This is a genomic window from Actinomycetes bacterium (assembly GCA_036000965.1).
Classification (GTDB): Bacteria; Actinomycetota; CALGFH01; order CALGFH01; family CALGFH01; genus DASYUT01.
Window position 1 is genome coordinate 1 of sequence record DASYUT010000156.1, and the last position, 12595, is coordinate 12595.

Sequence of the window (12595 nt, forward strand, 5' to 3'; positions counted from 1 at the left end):
GGGAGGCGCGATGGAGCTGGCCGAGTTCCAGGCCCGGATCGAGGCGACGTTCGGCGAGCGCGACCGGGCCCGGGGGGTGGACGGCACCTTCCGCTGGTGGGTCGAGGAGATCGGTGAGGTGGCCAAGGCCTTGCGCCGCCGCGACCCGGCCGAGCTCGAGCACGAGCTGGGTGATGCCCTCGCCTGGCTCGCCAGCGTCGCCGGCACGGTCGGGGTGGACCTCGAGAAGGCGGTTGCCAGGTACGCCGACGGCTGCCCACGCTGCGGGCGCTCGCCCTGTGGGTGCCCGCCCGCGTGAACCAGGGAGCGGCCCGCCGAAATCGGGCGTGACGGGTTCGAGTTGTCGTGATGAGGTAGAACGCGAGGCCGGATCGAGGAGGTTGCGCGTGCCACGCAGGTACCGACGGGCTCGGCCCGAAGAGCATCGCGTCCTGGTGGTCCAGGACGCCCAGGCGTTCGGCGACTCGACCGTGCGCGCCGATATCGACCGCTCCCTGGCCCGGACGCCGCTCGAGGAGCTGCGGGTGCTCGCCGACGACGACGGCGCCCGCGTCGGCCTGCTGCTCGCCCGCACCCAGCGGGTCTTCTGGGGCGGCCGGCCGGTCCCGGCCGGCCAGGTGTCGGGGCTCTCGGTCGCGGCCGAGCACCGCGGCAAGGGCGCCGGGGGCGAGCTGCTGCGCGCCTACCTGGCCGAGGCCCACAGCCGCGGCGCCGCAATCTGCACGCTGTTCCCGGCCACCGTGCCTCTGTACCGGGGGGCCGGCTTCGAGTACGCCGGGACCTGGACGCTCTACGAGGCGGCCGCCCGCCACCTGCCGCTGGGCTGGCCTGAGGGGTACCGGGCGGTGGCGCTGCCACCGTCGGAGGACCCGGCCCCGCTGATGGAGCGGTTCGCCCGCACCCTTCCCGACCGCAGCGGCCAGATCGAGCGGGACGCCACCATCTGGCGCGACTTCATCCTGCGCGAGCGCCAAGGGGGCGTGCCCCAGGCGTTCCTGGTCGACGGGCCGGACGGACCCGACGGTTGGGCGGTGCTCAAGGTCGACGAGCACGCCTCGGCGCGCGAGGCGACCGCCACCGTGGACGTGATCGACTGGGGCGCGGTCTCCGCGGGCGGCTGGCGTTCGCTGCTCACCCTGGCCGCCGGCTTCGCGTCCCTGGACGCCCGCGTGCTCTGGAAGGGGCCGGAGGTGGAGCCGCTTGCGCTGCTGCTCCGCGAGCAGGACGTCAGGCAGGCCCGCCAGTTCCGCTTCATGGCCAGGGTCCTCGACGTGCCGGGCGCCTTCTCGGCCCGTGGCTACCCGGACGGCGCCCGGGGCCGGCTCACCCTGGAGGTGGCCGACGACGCCTGCCCGTGGGTGGCTGGCACCTGGACCGTGGAGGTCGAGGGAGGCGAGGGCAAGGCGGCCCGGGTCGCCAGCCAGACCGACGCAGCCAGCACCGACGCGTCCGGCCTGGCCGCCCTGTTCGCCGGCTATGTCGACCCTGGCCGCCTGGCCGAGCTGGGGATCGTCACCGGCCTGTCCGCCGAGGAGGTCGCCTTCCTGCGTGCGGTCCACGCCGGGCCGACACCGTGGAGCGCCGACTTCTACTGATGGAAGCCGCCTCCGCCGACTGGTTACGAGCGCTCGGGCGGGGGCGGCTGCCCGAGCACCTGGAGCAGGTGGGGCCCAAAGCTGCGCACCGAGGCCGGGTCCAGCTCGTAGCGGACCTCGCGCCCATGGACGTGGCTGGTGACCAGGCCGGCCCGGGCGAGCTGGGCCATGTGGCGGGAGACGGTGGCCGGGGTCAGGCCGGAGCGGGCGGCCAGGGCGCGGCCGCCGGTCGCCTCCCCGAGCGCGACCATGCGCAGCAGCGACAGGCGGCTCGGCTCGGCCAGGGCCTCGGCCCGCCGCCGCACCAGCTCGAGGGTGAGGGTGTCGTCGGCCGACCATCCCGGCGGGCGGACCTGGAACGCGCAGACCATGTGGCCGGGGCCGAACACGTTGGCCCAGCGCGCGCCGATGTAGCAGGAGGGGACCAGCTCGACCCGGACGCTGGCGCGCAGCTTCCTGAGCTGGGCGAGGAACCGGGGGGCTTCCCCGAACCGGCGCAGGAACGCCTGCAGTCCGAGCCGGCCGAGGTCGGCGTCCTGGCGCTCGAGCGCCTCCCGCCAGAAGGGGCGCAGCGCCTCGGCTTCGTCCGCCCAGCCCGCGGTCAGGGCGTGGCCGAGGAGCGCGGCGAACTGCGCCTGTGAGCCCTTGGGGTCCTCGAACAGCATGCCTGCTTCGTCCCTGTACCCGGGGGGGAGGTGCAGGTCACGGAGGGCAAGCCGGCCACAGAGGACGTCCTCGATGGCGGCCCTGGGCACGGTCCGGCCAGTCGCGAGCCAGAGGAACTGCGCCTCGGTGAGCGACTCGATCCAGGGCGGGAATCCCTCGAGGTCCCGGTGCGGACCGACCGCGAACAGGTCGGCCAGGAGCAGGCCGCCGTCGAAGCGCTTGTAGAAACGCTCGAAGAGCGTGGCCCCGCCCGCGTCGAGCTCCTGGGCGAACGCATGGTGCCAGGGCAGCTCCACGGCCGGCTCGCGGGCGTGGGCGCAGAGCGCGAAGAACAGCTCGAGCACGGGCGACGCCCCGAGCACGACCGTGGAGCCGGTCTCCTCGTCCGACCGCACCACCGATGGCTCGACCCGGCCGGCGACCGCCTGTCGTGACCCACTCGTCAACGGCATCACCGCTCCCTGCATCGGGCGAACCGCCGGTTTGCGCCGGCCCTCAATGCTAACTCGGCGCGTCGGTGCCTACCCCTGACCGGAAGGGTCAGAACCTCCAGTGGGAAGCTTCCGCTCCGGCTCAGGCGCAGGCCGCGAGCAGGGCCCCGCCGATCTGGACCGCGTTCAGTGCGGCACCCTTGCGCAGGTTGTCGGCCACCGACCAGAACAGCACGGCGCAGGGGTCGGCCAGGTCGGCCCGGACGCGGCCCACGAACACGCCGTCGGTGCCTGCGACCTCGAGCGGTGTCGGGTAGCCGGCCGGGTCGCCAGCCGCGGTCACCCCCGGTGCGCCGGCCAGACGCTCGCGGAGCGCGGCCAGGTCGACCGGCCGCTCGCAGACCGCCCGGACCGAGACCGAGTGGCCGACCATGACCGGCACCCGCACGCAGGTCGGGTGGCTGGCCAGGTCCGGCAGCCCGAGGATCTTGCGCGGCTCGTTGCGCAGCTTGAGCTCCTCGACGGTGTAGCCGGACTCGTCGAACCCCATGCACTGGGGGACGACGTTGAACGCGAGCGGGCGCGGGAACACCCGGCCCTCGGGGAGCGCCTCGGGCCGGCCGCCGTAGCGGAGCAGGTCGCGCTCGCCGGCCAGCTTCGCGGTCTGCTCGGCCAGCTCCTCCATGCCCTGCTGCCCGGAGCCGCCCGCGGCCTGGAACGAGGTGGGCGTGATCGCCACCAGGCCGGCCAGGTCCCGCAGGCAGGCCAGCACCGGGGTGATCGTCAGGGTGGTGCAGTTGGGGTTGGCCACGATCCCGAGCGGGTGGTCGAGCGCGGCGCCCGGGTTGACGTCGGCGTCGACCAGGGGCACCTGCGGGTGCATGCGCCAGGCGCTGGAGTTGTCGACCACCACCGCGCCGCGGGTCGCCGCCACCGGCGCCCACTCGCGGGACACGCCGCCGCCAGCCGAGAAGAAGGCGACCGCTGCGCCGTCGAACGCCTCGGGAGCCAGCGCCTCGACCTCGAGCTCACGGTCGCCGAAGGGCACGCTCCGGCCCACCGAGCGGGACGAGGCGACCAGGCGGACTTCGTCCACGGGCAGCTCCCGCTCGACCATGATGCGGCGCAGGTCCTCCCCGACCGCCCCGGTCGCCCCCACGATCACCGCCCTGGTCACCGAGTACTCCGTCGGGGTTCCCCGAGCCCGAAGGCGCCCGCACGGGCTGACGCACCCGTGATGCAACCTGCGCCGTCGGGACGCCCTGACCCGTCGGGACGCGCTGACCCGTAGGGACGCCCTGAGCCGTAGGGACGCGCTGACCCATCGGGACGCCCTGAGCCATCGGAACCCTCTGATCTATCGGAACTCTCGGGGTTCCCCGAGCCCCCGGGGGGCCTCACCGGATCACCGGGATCTCGGCAGTGCCGTCGGGATGCTCGTGGCGGAACTCGGCCTCCTCGGACAGGTGGAACCGGTCGTGGATGGCCCGCACCGCCGTGGCCACGTCGGCGGCCCGGACGACGCAGGAGATGCGGATCGTCGAGGTGGAGATCATCTCGATGTTCACGCCCGCCTCGGCCAGCGCCTCGAACATCGCGGCGGCCACCCCCGGGCTGGACTTCATGCCCGCCCCGACCAGCGACACCTTGGCCACGTTCTCGTCCGCTTCGACCTGGTCGGCCCCCACCTCGTCGCGCACCTTCTCGAGCACCAGCATGGCCTGGGCCAGGTCGGTCTTGGGCACCGTGAACGAGATGTCGGTGGTGCCGCCGTGCGAGACGTTCTGCACGATCATGTCCACGTTCACGCTCTGCTCGGCGATGGCCCGCATGACCCGGGCGGCGATCCCCGGCTTGTCGGGGACGCGCACCAGGGTCACCTTGGCCTCCGAGGTGTCGTGCGGCACCCCCGAGATGATCGCCTTCTCCATTCGTTCGTCCTCCTTCCGCACCCAGGTCCCAGGGGCGTCGGTGAAGCTCGAGCGGACGTGCAGCACGATGCCGTACCTGCGGGCGTACTCCACGCAGCGGAGCATCAGCACGCGGGCCCCGCAGGCGGCCAGCTCCAGCATCTCCTCGTAGGAGACCACGTGCAGCTTGCGCGCTTCCGGCACCAGGCGCGGGTCGGCGGTGTACACGCCGTCAACGTCGGTGTAGATCTCGCAGCTCGCTGCGCCGAGAGCCGCCGCCAGGGCCACCGCGGTGGTGTCGGAGCCACCTCGGCCCAGCGTGGTGACGTCCCGCGTGGTCGACACGCCCTGGAACCCGGCCACGATGACCACGTGCCCGTCGCCGAGCGCCTCGCTGATCCGGCCCGCGCGCACGTCGAGGATGCGGGCCTTGCCGTGCAGGGTGTCAGTGAGGATCCCGGCCTGCGAGCCGGTGAACGACTTGGCGGTGACCCCGAGGTCGGCGATGGCCATGGCGAGCAGCGCCATCGAGATCCGCTCGCCGGCGGTCAGCAGCATGTCGAGCTCGCGCGGGGGCGGGTCGGGGCTGACCCGGTGGGCGAGCGCGACCAGGTCGTCGGTGGTGTCCCCCATCGCGGAGACCACCACCACGACCTGGTTGCCGATCTGCCTGGTGGCGACCACCCGCTCGGCGACGCGCCGGATCCTCGACGCGTCCGCGACCGAGGTCCCCCCGTACTTCTGCACGATCAGGGCCATGGGCATCCCTTGAAAGAGCTGGCGCAGTGGGCTGAAGGAGCTGGCGCAGTGGGCTGCGTCCGGACGTCACTGCCCGGCCTCGAAGGTCGTTCGGGCCCAGCCTACCAAGAGCGCACGCCAGACCTCCCCCGGGGTGCAACCCCGCGGCCACCGCACCACCGAAGGGGGGCAACCCCGATCATGGTGAGGTAGGGCGGCAGGTGGCCGTCAGCGGCGCCAGGGCTCAGACCGGCATCTCGCGGCGGCCCGCGAAGGCGCGGCCAAGGGTCACCTCGTCGGCGTACTCGAGGTCGCCGCCGACGGGCAGCCCGCTCGCGATGCGGGTGACCCGGATCCCGAGCGGGGTGAGCAGGCGGGCGAGGTACATGGCGGTCGCCTCGCCCTCGACGTTGGGGTTGGTGGCCAGGATCACCTCGCGGATGGCGTCGGGCTCCACCCGCCCGAGCAGCTCGCGGATGCGCAGGTCGTCCGGGCCCACGCCCTCGATCGGGCTGATCGCCCCGCCGAGCACGTGGTAGCGGCCCCGGAACTCCTGGGTACGCTCGATCGCGACCAGGTCCCGCGGCTCCTCGACCACACAGACCAGGGTGGGGTCGCGCCGGGTGTCGCGGCAGATGCGGCACAGGTCGCCCGCGGCCACGTTGAAGCAGACCCGGCAGAAGTGGACCTTGGCCTTGACCTCGTGGATGGCCCGGGCCAGCCGCTCCGCGTCGGCCGGCTCGACCTTGAGCAGGTGGAACGCGATCCGCTGGGCACTCTTGGGACCGACGCCGGGCAGCCGCCCCAGCTCGTCGATCAGGTCCTGGACCGGTCCCTCGTACAGCACGCCGCCACCCCGGTCCTACAACCCCAGGCCGGGCGGCAGCCCTATGCCCTGGGTGATGCCGCCCAGGCGCTCGGCTGCCAGGTCCTTGGCCTTGCGCAGGCCCTCGTTGACCGCGGCGGTGACGAGGTCGCCGAGCATCTCGACGTCGTCGGGGTCGAGGGCGGCCGGGTCTATGACCACCGACTCGACGGTGTTGTCGCCCTTGACCCTCGCGGTCACCACGCCCCCGCCGGCCGTGCCCTCGACGACCTCCTCGGCCAGCTGGGCCTGGGTGTCCTCCATCTCCTGCTGCATCTTCTGCAGCTGCTTGAGCATCTGGTTGGGGTTGAAGCCGCCACCGCGACCCATGCCACCGCGACCCATACTCAACGCCTTCCCCTTTCCTTGGCCGGGCCGCGCTGGCCGCGGCCTCCCGGCCCCCGCTCCTTGGTCCTGGCTGTCGCGGCACCCCGGCCGGCCTCGTCGTTGGGCCGCTCCGCGATCACCTCGCCACCCAGCTCCCGCGCGGCCCAGTCTGCCACCGCCCGGGTGTCTGCGTCCGAGTCGAGCACCTCGCCCTGGTCGTTCTCCGGGTCGACCTCGAACTCGGCCAGGTCGACCGCTGCGGGCGGCGGCTCGCCGGGCGGGAGCGGCTCAGGGTCGGTGGCCGGCGGGCCGCCGCCCGGTGGGCTGGTGGCCGGCAGGTCGGCGGTAGGCGCCGGGACGGCAGTGGTCTCGCCGACCGTGAGGCGGATCCCGAGCCCGCCGCCGAGCACGGTCTCGAGCGCGGCGTCGACCCGCTTGCTGCGGCCCTCCTTGGAGAGCGCGTCGGCGTAGAACCGGCTCTCCGGCGGGAACTCGACCACCACCTGGCGGCCCTCGACGGCGACCGGGCGGCCGTTGTCGAGGTAGGTGGCGGCCACCCGGCTGGCCGCCCGGACCTTGTCGACCACGAGCGGCCACGACCGCAGGACCAGGTCCAGGTCGATCGGGGCCGAGGGAGCCGGCGGGGCAGGGGCCCAGTCGCCGTCCACGGCCGGGTCGGGCGCGCCCTGGTGGCTCGGGGAAGCAGGGGTCGGTCTGGTCGCCGCCGCCCTGGAGCCAGCGTTGGGTACGCTCTGGCGGGTCGAGGAAGCAGCGGCCCGGCCGCCAGCGCGCGCGCCGCCGTCCCCGCCCGAGCCCGCCTGGCCATCCGGGCTGCCTGCGCGCTTCCCGCCGTCGCGCTTCCCGCCGTCGCGGCCGGCAGCGGCGGGTGCCCGGGTGGAGGCTGGTGCGGCTCGCGCGACCGCGCGCCCGTCAACGGGCGGAGCGGCGCCGGTCGCCCCAGCGGCTGGGTCTGCAGCACCCGAGGCAGCGGAGGCACCCGTGGCGGCGGGGGCGGCCGGGGTCGCGGCCGACCGGAACGGCGCCGAGCTGGCCGGCACCGGACCGGCCGAAGCCCGGGTGGACGCCAGACCGGCCGAGGACGGGGTGGACACCGGGCCCGCCGAGGACGGGGTGGACACCGGGCCCGCCGCGGCTCTGGCGACGCTCGGACCAGCGGGCGGGGTGGCCTGGGCCGGCTCGCCGGTGCCGATGGCCAGGCGCCGCTCGAGCCGCTCGATGCGGGCGAGGAGCGCGTCGGCGTCCAGGGACGCCTCGGGCAGGGCGGCCCTGGCAAGACCGATCTCGAGCACCAGGCGCTGGTCGGTGGCGGTGCGCAGGTCGAGGTAGAGGTCGCCGAGGATCCGCACCAGGCGGCCCAGCCCGCCGGGGTCGAACCGCTCGGCCTGGGCGGCCAGCCGCTCCCGCGTCTCGGCGGTGACGTCGACCAGGCCGGACGACTCCGGCGCGACCCGGAGCACGTACAGGTCGCGCACGTGCTCGAGCGCCTCGCGGGCGAACTGGTGGAGGTCGTGGCCGGCTTCGGAGACCCGCTCGATGCAGGCGAACACGTCGGCCACCCGGTGCGCCGCCAGCGCCTCGGCCAGGTCGAAGCGGAGCTCGACCGGCAGCATCCCAAGGACCTGGGCGACGTCGTCCAGCCGCACCCGCTTGCCCGCGTAGGTGAGCACCTGGTCGAGGCGGCTCATGCCGTCCCGGTGAGAGCCGTCGGCCGCCCTGGCGACCAGCTCGAGGGCGGGCTGGTCGATGTCCACCCCTTCGGCCGCACAGATCCTGGCGAAGTCCTCGACCAGCACCGCGGTGCGGATGCGGCGGAAGTCGTGCTGCTGGCAGCGCGAGCGGATCGCCTCGATGACCTTGTGCGGCTCGGTGGTGGCGAAGACGAAGCGGACGTGCTCGGGCGGCTCCTCGAGCACCTTCAGCATCGCGTTGAAGCCCTGGGTGGTGACCATGTGGGCCTCGTCGACGATGTAGACCTTGTAGCGGGCCGAGGCGGGCGCGTAGCTCGCCTTCTCGCGCAGGTCGCGGGCGTCGTCCACCGACCCGTGGCTGGCCGCGTCGATCTCGATGACGTCCAGGCTGGTGCCCTCGGTGATCGCGACGCACTGCTCGCACTGGTTGCACGGCTCGGGCGTGGGCCCGCGCTCGCAGTTGAGCGCCTTCGCCAGGATGCGTGCGGTCGACGTCTTGCCCGTCCCCCGGGTGCCGGTGAACAGCAGGGCGTGGTGCACCTGGCCGGTGCGCAAGGCGTTCACCAGCGTGCCGACCACGTGGTCCTGCCCGACCAGGTCGGAGAAGGTCTGCGGTCGCCATTTGCGGTACAGGGAGACGTACGCCATAGGTCAGAAGGCGGCGGGGCCGCCGGTCAAGAGGAAGGTGGAGCCGGAGGGCTCTGGGCGGCGCCCAAGATACCACCCGGCTCCGACGTTCCCCGAAGCCGTGCGGGGCCTGGCGGCACCCGCTCAGCGGAGACGCCGAGGGCGGAGGCGCCGAGGGCGGCACCCGCCCGGCGGAGACAGCGAAGGCCTGGACAGCGAGGGCGGAGACAGCGAGGGCCTGGGGAAGTCCCAGGCCCTCGTCCACGTGGGTGGACCGTGCACCCACCTTCGAACTCGACGCTCGGAGCGCCTACCGAGCCGGTGGCTCGGGCCCGGCAACCCCGCGGCACCCGCCAGTGCCTGCTTAGCGCTGCTTCCTCCCGGACCTGACGCGGTTCGCAAGGTGACGTTGCGCGGGACCTGACCGTCAACACTCCGTACCCGGCGCTGACCTCCGGACGCGAGCCCTCGGGTGGGGATTCAGCCCCGCTGGAGCGGATTGCGGGTGCAGGGCACCGCTAGCTCCCCACCTAGCACGGTCCGAGTGCAGCCTACGCGCCCGCCTCCCCCCCACGCCAGCCCATCCGCTCCCAAGTTATTTGTATGGTGCAAGCAATCCTGTATCATGCCGGCATGCCGACCACGACCAGCGACACCGCGGCCGAAGACACGAGCGTTGGCGACATCGAACAGGCGCTCACTCGCTTGTTCCGGCGGGGCAACCAGCCCCGGGTCCACGAGCAGCTCATCGCCCGCGCCGGCGTGCCGCTCGACCGGGCCGCCTACGCGGTGGTGAGCCGCCTCGGGGACTGCGGCCCGGTCCGGCTCTCGGAGCTGGCGTATCGCATGGGGGTCGACGTGTCGACCGCCTGCCGGCAGGTCCAGGGGCTCGAGCAGGACGGGCTGGTGACCCGGACGGTCGACCCGGGGGACCGCCGGGCCACCCTGCTCCGGCTGTCGGACGAGGGCAGCCACGTCCTGGGCCGGGTCCGGAAGGTGCGCCGGGCCCAGCTCGCCAAGGCCCTCGGCACCTGGTCGGCCGAGGACCGCCGGCAGTTCGCCACCCTCCTGGACCGCATGCTGAACGACCTCGACGCGCTGATGGAGACTGGTTCATGACGATCGACGAGACCACCGGGCGGCTGACCCACAGGCAGATCCTGCTGGTGTTCAGCGGGCTCATGTCCGGCATGCTGCTGGCCGCCCTGGACCAGACGATCGTGGCCACCGCGCTGCCGACCATCGTGGGCGACCTCGGCGGCCTCAACCACCTGTCCTGGGTGGTTACCGCCTACCTGCTCGCCTCCACCACCTCGACCCCGCTGTACGGCAAGATCAGCGACCTGTACGGACGCAAGGCAGTGTTCCAGGCCGCCATCGTGATCTTCGTGGTTGGCTCGCTGCTGGCCGGGCTGGCCCGGTCCATGGGTGAGCTGGTGGCGTTCCGCGCCCTCCAGGGGCTCGGCGCCGGCGGGCTGATGGCGCTCGCCATGGCGATCATTGGCGACGTCGTCTCGCCCCGGGAGCGGGGTCGCTACGTCGGCTACCTGGGCGCGGTGTTCGCGGTCGCGAGCGTGGCCGGCCCGCTGCTCGGCGGTTTCTTCGTCGACCACTTCTCCTGGCGCTGGGTCTTCTACGTCAACTTGCCGATCGGCGCCGCCGCCTTCGCGGTCACCGGTGCCGTGCTCGACCTGCCGTTCCGCCGGGAACGGCGCGCCATCGACTGGCTCGGGGCCGGGCTGCTGGTCGCCACGGTGAGCTGCATCCTGCTGGTCACGGTCTGGGGCGGCAACGAATACGCATGGGGATCACCCGTGGTCGTCGGGCTCGGCGCGGCCGGCGCGGTGCTCCTGGCCGCCTTCGTGGTCCAGGAGCGACGGGCCCCCGAGCCGGTCCTGCCCCCGCGGCTGTTCCGCAACCGGGTGTTCGACGTGGCTGTGACCGCGCTGTTCCTCGTCGGCGTGGCCATGTTCGGCGCCCTCGTCTTCCTGCCGGTGTTCCTGCAGATCGTCACCGGCCTGAGCGCGACCAACTCCGGGCTGCTGCTCCTGCCCATGATACTCGGCATCATCTCGGCGTCGGTCGTCTCCGGCCGCATCATCAGCCGGACCGGCCGCTACAAGCTGTTCCCGGTCGCCGGAACGGCCGTCATCACCGTCGGGATGGTGCTCCTGTCCCGCATGGGCACGGGCACGACCCAGCTCGTCGCGTCGGTCAACATGGTGGTGCTCGGCCTCGGCCTCGGCATGGTGATGCAGGTCCTGATCCTGGTCGCCCAGAACGCCGCCGACCGCCGCGACCTCGGCACGGCCACCTCGGCGGCCACCTTCTTCCGCTCCATGGGCTGGTCGTTCGGGGTGGCCGCGTTCGGCGCCATCCTGACCAACCGGCTCGCCTACTACCTGCCCCGGCTCGTGCCCGGCCAGGCCGCAAGCGGCATCGATGCGGACCTGTTGCAGTCGACCCCCGGCCGCATCCGCGCCCTGCCCGCCCCGATCCGCGACGGCGTGGTCCAGGCGGTGGCGGACTCGATGCACGTCGTGTTCCTGGCCGCTGTCCCGGCCGCCGCGCTCGCCTTCGTCGTCGTGCTGTTCCTCAAGGAGCTGCCGCTGCGCGACACCAACAACATGGGAAACGACGAGGGCATGGAACTCGAGCCGGCGGTGATGTCGGACCGCGCCGGCTGAGGCCACGGGCGGCCGTCTGGCGGAGGCTGAGGGGTTCGAACCCCCTGTCACGCTGTGCCGCGCTCTGTGGTCCGGGGCATAGAGGACCGGTGGCCTGCGGTTTCTTCGTACCCGCCATGACCATCTGTGCCCGCTGCGATCCTCACGCGACTGATGTGGCACGGACCCACTGCGGACCAAGTGCGGCCTCGGGGTTGGCGCCCCCGCCAATCTGAGCACTTCCCTAAGGGGCAGATACGTCGCAACACCAGAAGTGCGCTAGACAGTCGGTGGGTAGGTTTACCGTAGGTGGACACAGGAGCCCAGCGTGAGTACGGGGACCATGACCGCACTCGAGAACCGGCCGAACACCGCACTCCTCGTCGTCGACGTGCAGAACGGCGTTGTCGAGGGCGCTCACGAGCGCGACACGATCGTCGCGAACGTTGGCAGCCTTGTCGAGAAGGCGCGGCGGGAACGGGTCCCCGTTGTCTGGGTCCAGCACTCCGACGAGCAGCTTGCGTGGGGCAGCGACGACTGGCGGATCGTCCCTGAGCTGACTCCGGGCGAAGCCGAGTCACTCGTCGAGAAGAACTACGGCGACTCGTTCGAGGACACGACCCTCGAGACCGTGTTGTCGGGCCTGGGAGTCGGGCAACTCGTCGTCGTCGGCGCAGAGACCGATGCGTGCATCCGCTCGACGCTCCACGGCGCACTCGTCAGGGGGTACGACGCGACCCTTGTCAGCGACGCCCACACGACGGGGGACAAGACGGATTGGGGGGCACCGCCACCGGACCAGGTTATCGCGCACACGAACATGTACTGGACCTACGAGACGGCGCCGGGGCGGACGGCCGGGGCGGTCGAGACCAAGGATGTCGACTTTGGCGGCACGTCCTGAAGCCTGTGCGAAACGCCGACGTGGTCGGGCGGGCGAGATTCGAACTCGCGGTCTCCTGGTCCCAAACCAGGCGCTTTGCCGAGCTAAGCTACCGCCCGCCTTTCCTGGAGGGCCACGATAGTATCGAGCCGGCGCTCCCGATAGAAAGGATGGACCC

At 72.8% G+C, this 12595-nt stretch carries 11 protein-coding genes, 1 tRNA gene and 1 other RNA gene; 5 read left to right on the forward strand and 8 right to left on the reverse strand.

Annotation, left to right across the window (positions count from 1 at the left end; all coding sequences use genetic code 11):
* On the forward strand, positions 1-298 hold a 298-nt coding region (locus VG276_13865), incomplete at its 5' end, for a MazG nucleotide pyrophosphohydrolase domain-containing protein (GenBank protein HEV8650458.1).
* An 88-nt stretch (positions 299-386) separates the two neighbouring features.
* Complete coding sequence (locus VG276_13870; protein ID HEV8650459.1) at positions 387-1595, forward strand: GNAT family N-acetyltransferase; 1209 nt, start codon at positions 387-389, stop codon at positions 1593-1595.
* A 23-nt stretch (positions 1596-1618) separates the two neighbouring features.
* Here VG276_13870 and VG276_13875 read toward each other — a convergent pair whose 3' ends face one another.
* The 7 genes from VG276_13875 to ffs form a co-directional block, all read right to left on the reverse strand.
* On the reverse strand, positions 1619-2713 hold the full coding sequence (locus tag VG276_13875; protein ID HEV8650460.1) for a metalloregulator ArsR/SmtB family transcription factor: 1095 nt from the start codon (positions 2711-2713) through the stop codon (positions 1619-1621).
* 121 nt (positions 2714-2834) lie between these two features.
* Positions 2835-3869: an aspartate-semialdehyde dehydrogenase gene (locus VG276_13880; GenBank protein ID HEV8650461.1), complete on the reverse strand. Its 1035-nt coding sequence runs from the start codon at positions 3867-3869 to the stop codon at positions 2835-2837.
* A 220-nt stretch (positions 3870-4089) separates the two neighbouring features.
* The gene (locus VG276_13885) at positions 4090-5361 is read right to left on the reverse strand and encodes an aspartate kinase (protein ID HEV8650462.1); all 1272 of its coding nucleotides are present in this window, start codon (positions 5359-5361) and stop codon (positions 4090-4092) included.
* A gap of 223 nt (positions 5362-5584) precedes the next feature.
* Positions 5585-6184, reverse strand: a complete 600-nt coding sequence (gene recR / locus VG276_13890) for a recombination mediator RecR (GenBank protein ID HEV8650463.1) — start codon at positions 6182-6184, stop codon at positions 5585-5587.
* An 18-nt stretch (positions 6185-6202) separates the two neighbouring features.
* Positions 6203-6550 carry a YbaB/EbfC family nucleoid-associated protein gene (locus VG276_13895; protein HEV8650464.1) on the reverse strand — a complete coding sequence of 116 codons (348 nt, stop codon included), beginning with the start codon at positions 6548-6550 and terminating at the stop codon, positions 6203-6205.
* A 2-nt stretch (positions 6551-6552) separates the two neighbouring features.
* On the reverse strand, positions 6553-8889 hold the full coding sequence (dnaX, locus tag VG276_13900) for a DNA polymerase III subunit gamma/tau (GenBank protein ID HEV8650465.1): 2337 nt from the start codon (positions 8887-8889) through the stop codon (positions 6553-6555).
* A gap of 253 nt (positions 8890-9142) precedes the next feature.
* Positions 9143-9407, reverse strand: an RNA gene (ffs, locus tag VG276_13905) — signal recognition particle sRNA large type.
* A 94-nt stretch (positions 9408-9501) separates the two neighbouring features.
* Between ffs and VG276_13910 the strand changes: the two genes are divergently transcribed.
* From VG276_13910 to VG276_13920, 3 genes are all read left to right on the forward strand, one after another.
* On the forward strand, positions 9502-9987 hold the full coding sequence (locus tag VG276_13910) for a MarR family transcriptional regulator (GenBank protein ID HEV8650466.1): 486 nt from the start codon (positions 9502-9504) through the stop codon (positions 9985-9987).
* Positions 9984-11555, forward strand: a complete 1572-nt coding sequence (locus VG276_13915; protein HEV8650467.1) for an MDR family MFS transporter — start codon at positions 9984-9986, stop codon at positions 11553-11555. Before VG276_13910 ends, VG276_13915 begins: the two co-directional genes overlap by 4 nt.
* Before the next feature lie 322 nt (positions 11556-11877).
* A complete protein-coding gene (locus tag VG276_13920) occupies positions 11878-12438 on the forward strand; it encodes an isochorismatase family protein (GenBank protein HEV8650468.1) in 561 nt (186 codons plus the stop codon).
* Between the two features lie 21 nt (positions 12439-12459).
* On the opposite strand, the gene VG276_13925 is transcribed toward VG276_13920, so the two are convergent.
* A tRNA-Pro gene (locus VG276_13925) sits at positions 12460-12536 on the reverse strand.
* Between the last annotated feature and the right edge of the window lie 59 nt (positions 12537-12595).

Excerpts from the sequence above, each read along its gene's own strand:
- dnaX (HEV8650465.1), bottom strand. The coding sequence starts at position 8,889 with ATGGCGTACGTCTCCCTGTACCGCAAATGGCGACCGCAGACCTTCTCC.
- VG276_13885 (HEV8650462.1), bottom strand. The coding sequence starts at position 5,361 with ATGGCCCTGATCGTGCAGAAGTACGGGGGGACCTCGGTCGCGGACGCG.
- VG276_13910 (HEV8650466.1), top strand. The coding sequence starts at position 9,502 with ATGCCGACCACGACCAGCGACACCGCGGCCGAAGACACGAGCGTTGGC.
- VG276_13920 (HEV8650468.1), top strand. The coding sequence starts at position 11,878 with ATGACCGCACTCGAGAACCGGCCGAACACCGCACTCCTCGTCGTCGAC.
- VG276_13915 (HEV8650467.1), top strand. The coding sequence starts at position 9,984 with ATGACGATCGACGAGACCACCGGGCGGCTGACCCACAGGCAGATCCTG.
- VG276_13875 (HEV8650460.1), bottom strand. The coding sequence starts at position 2,713 with ATGCCGTTGACGAGTGGGTCACGACAGGCGGTCGCCGGCCGGGTCGAG.
- VG276_13895 (HEV8650464.1), bottom strand. The coding sequence starts at position 6,550 with ATGGGTCGCGGTGGCATGGGTCGCGGTGGCGGCTTCAACCCCAACCAG.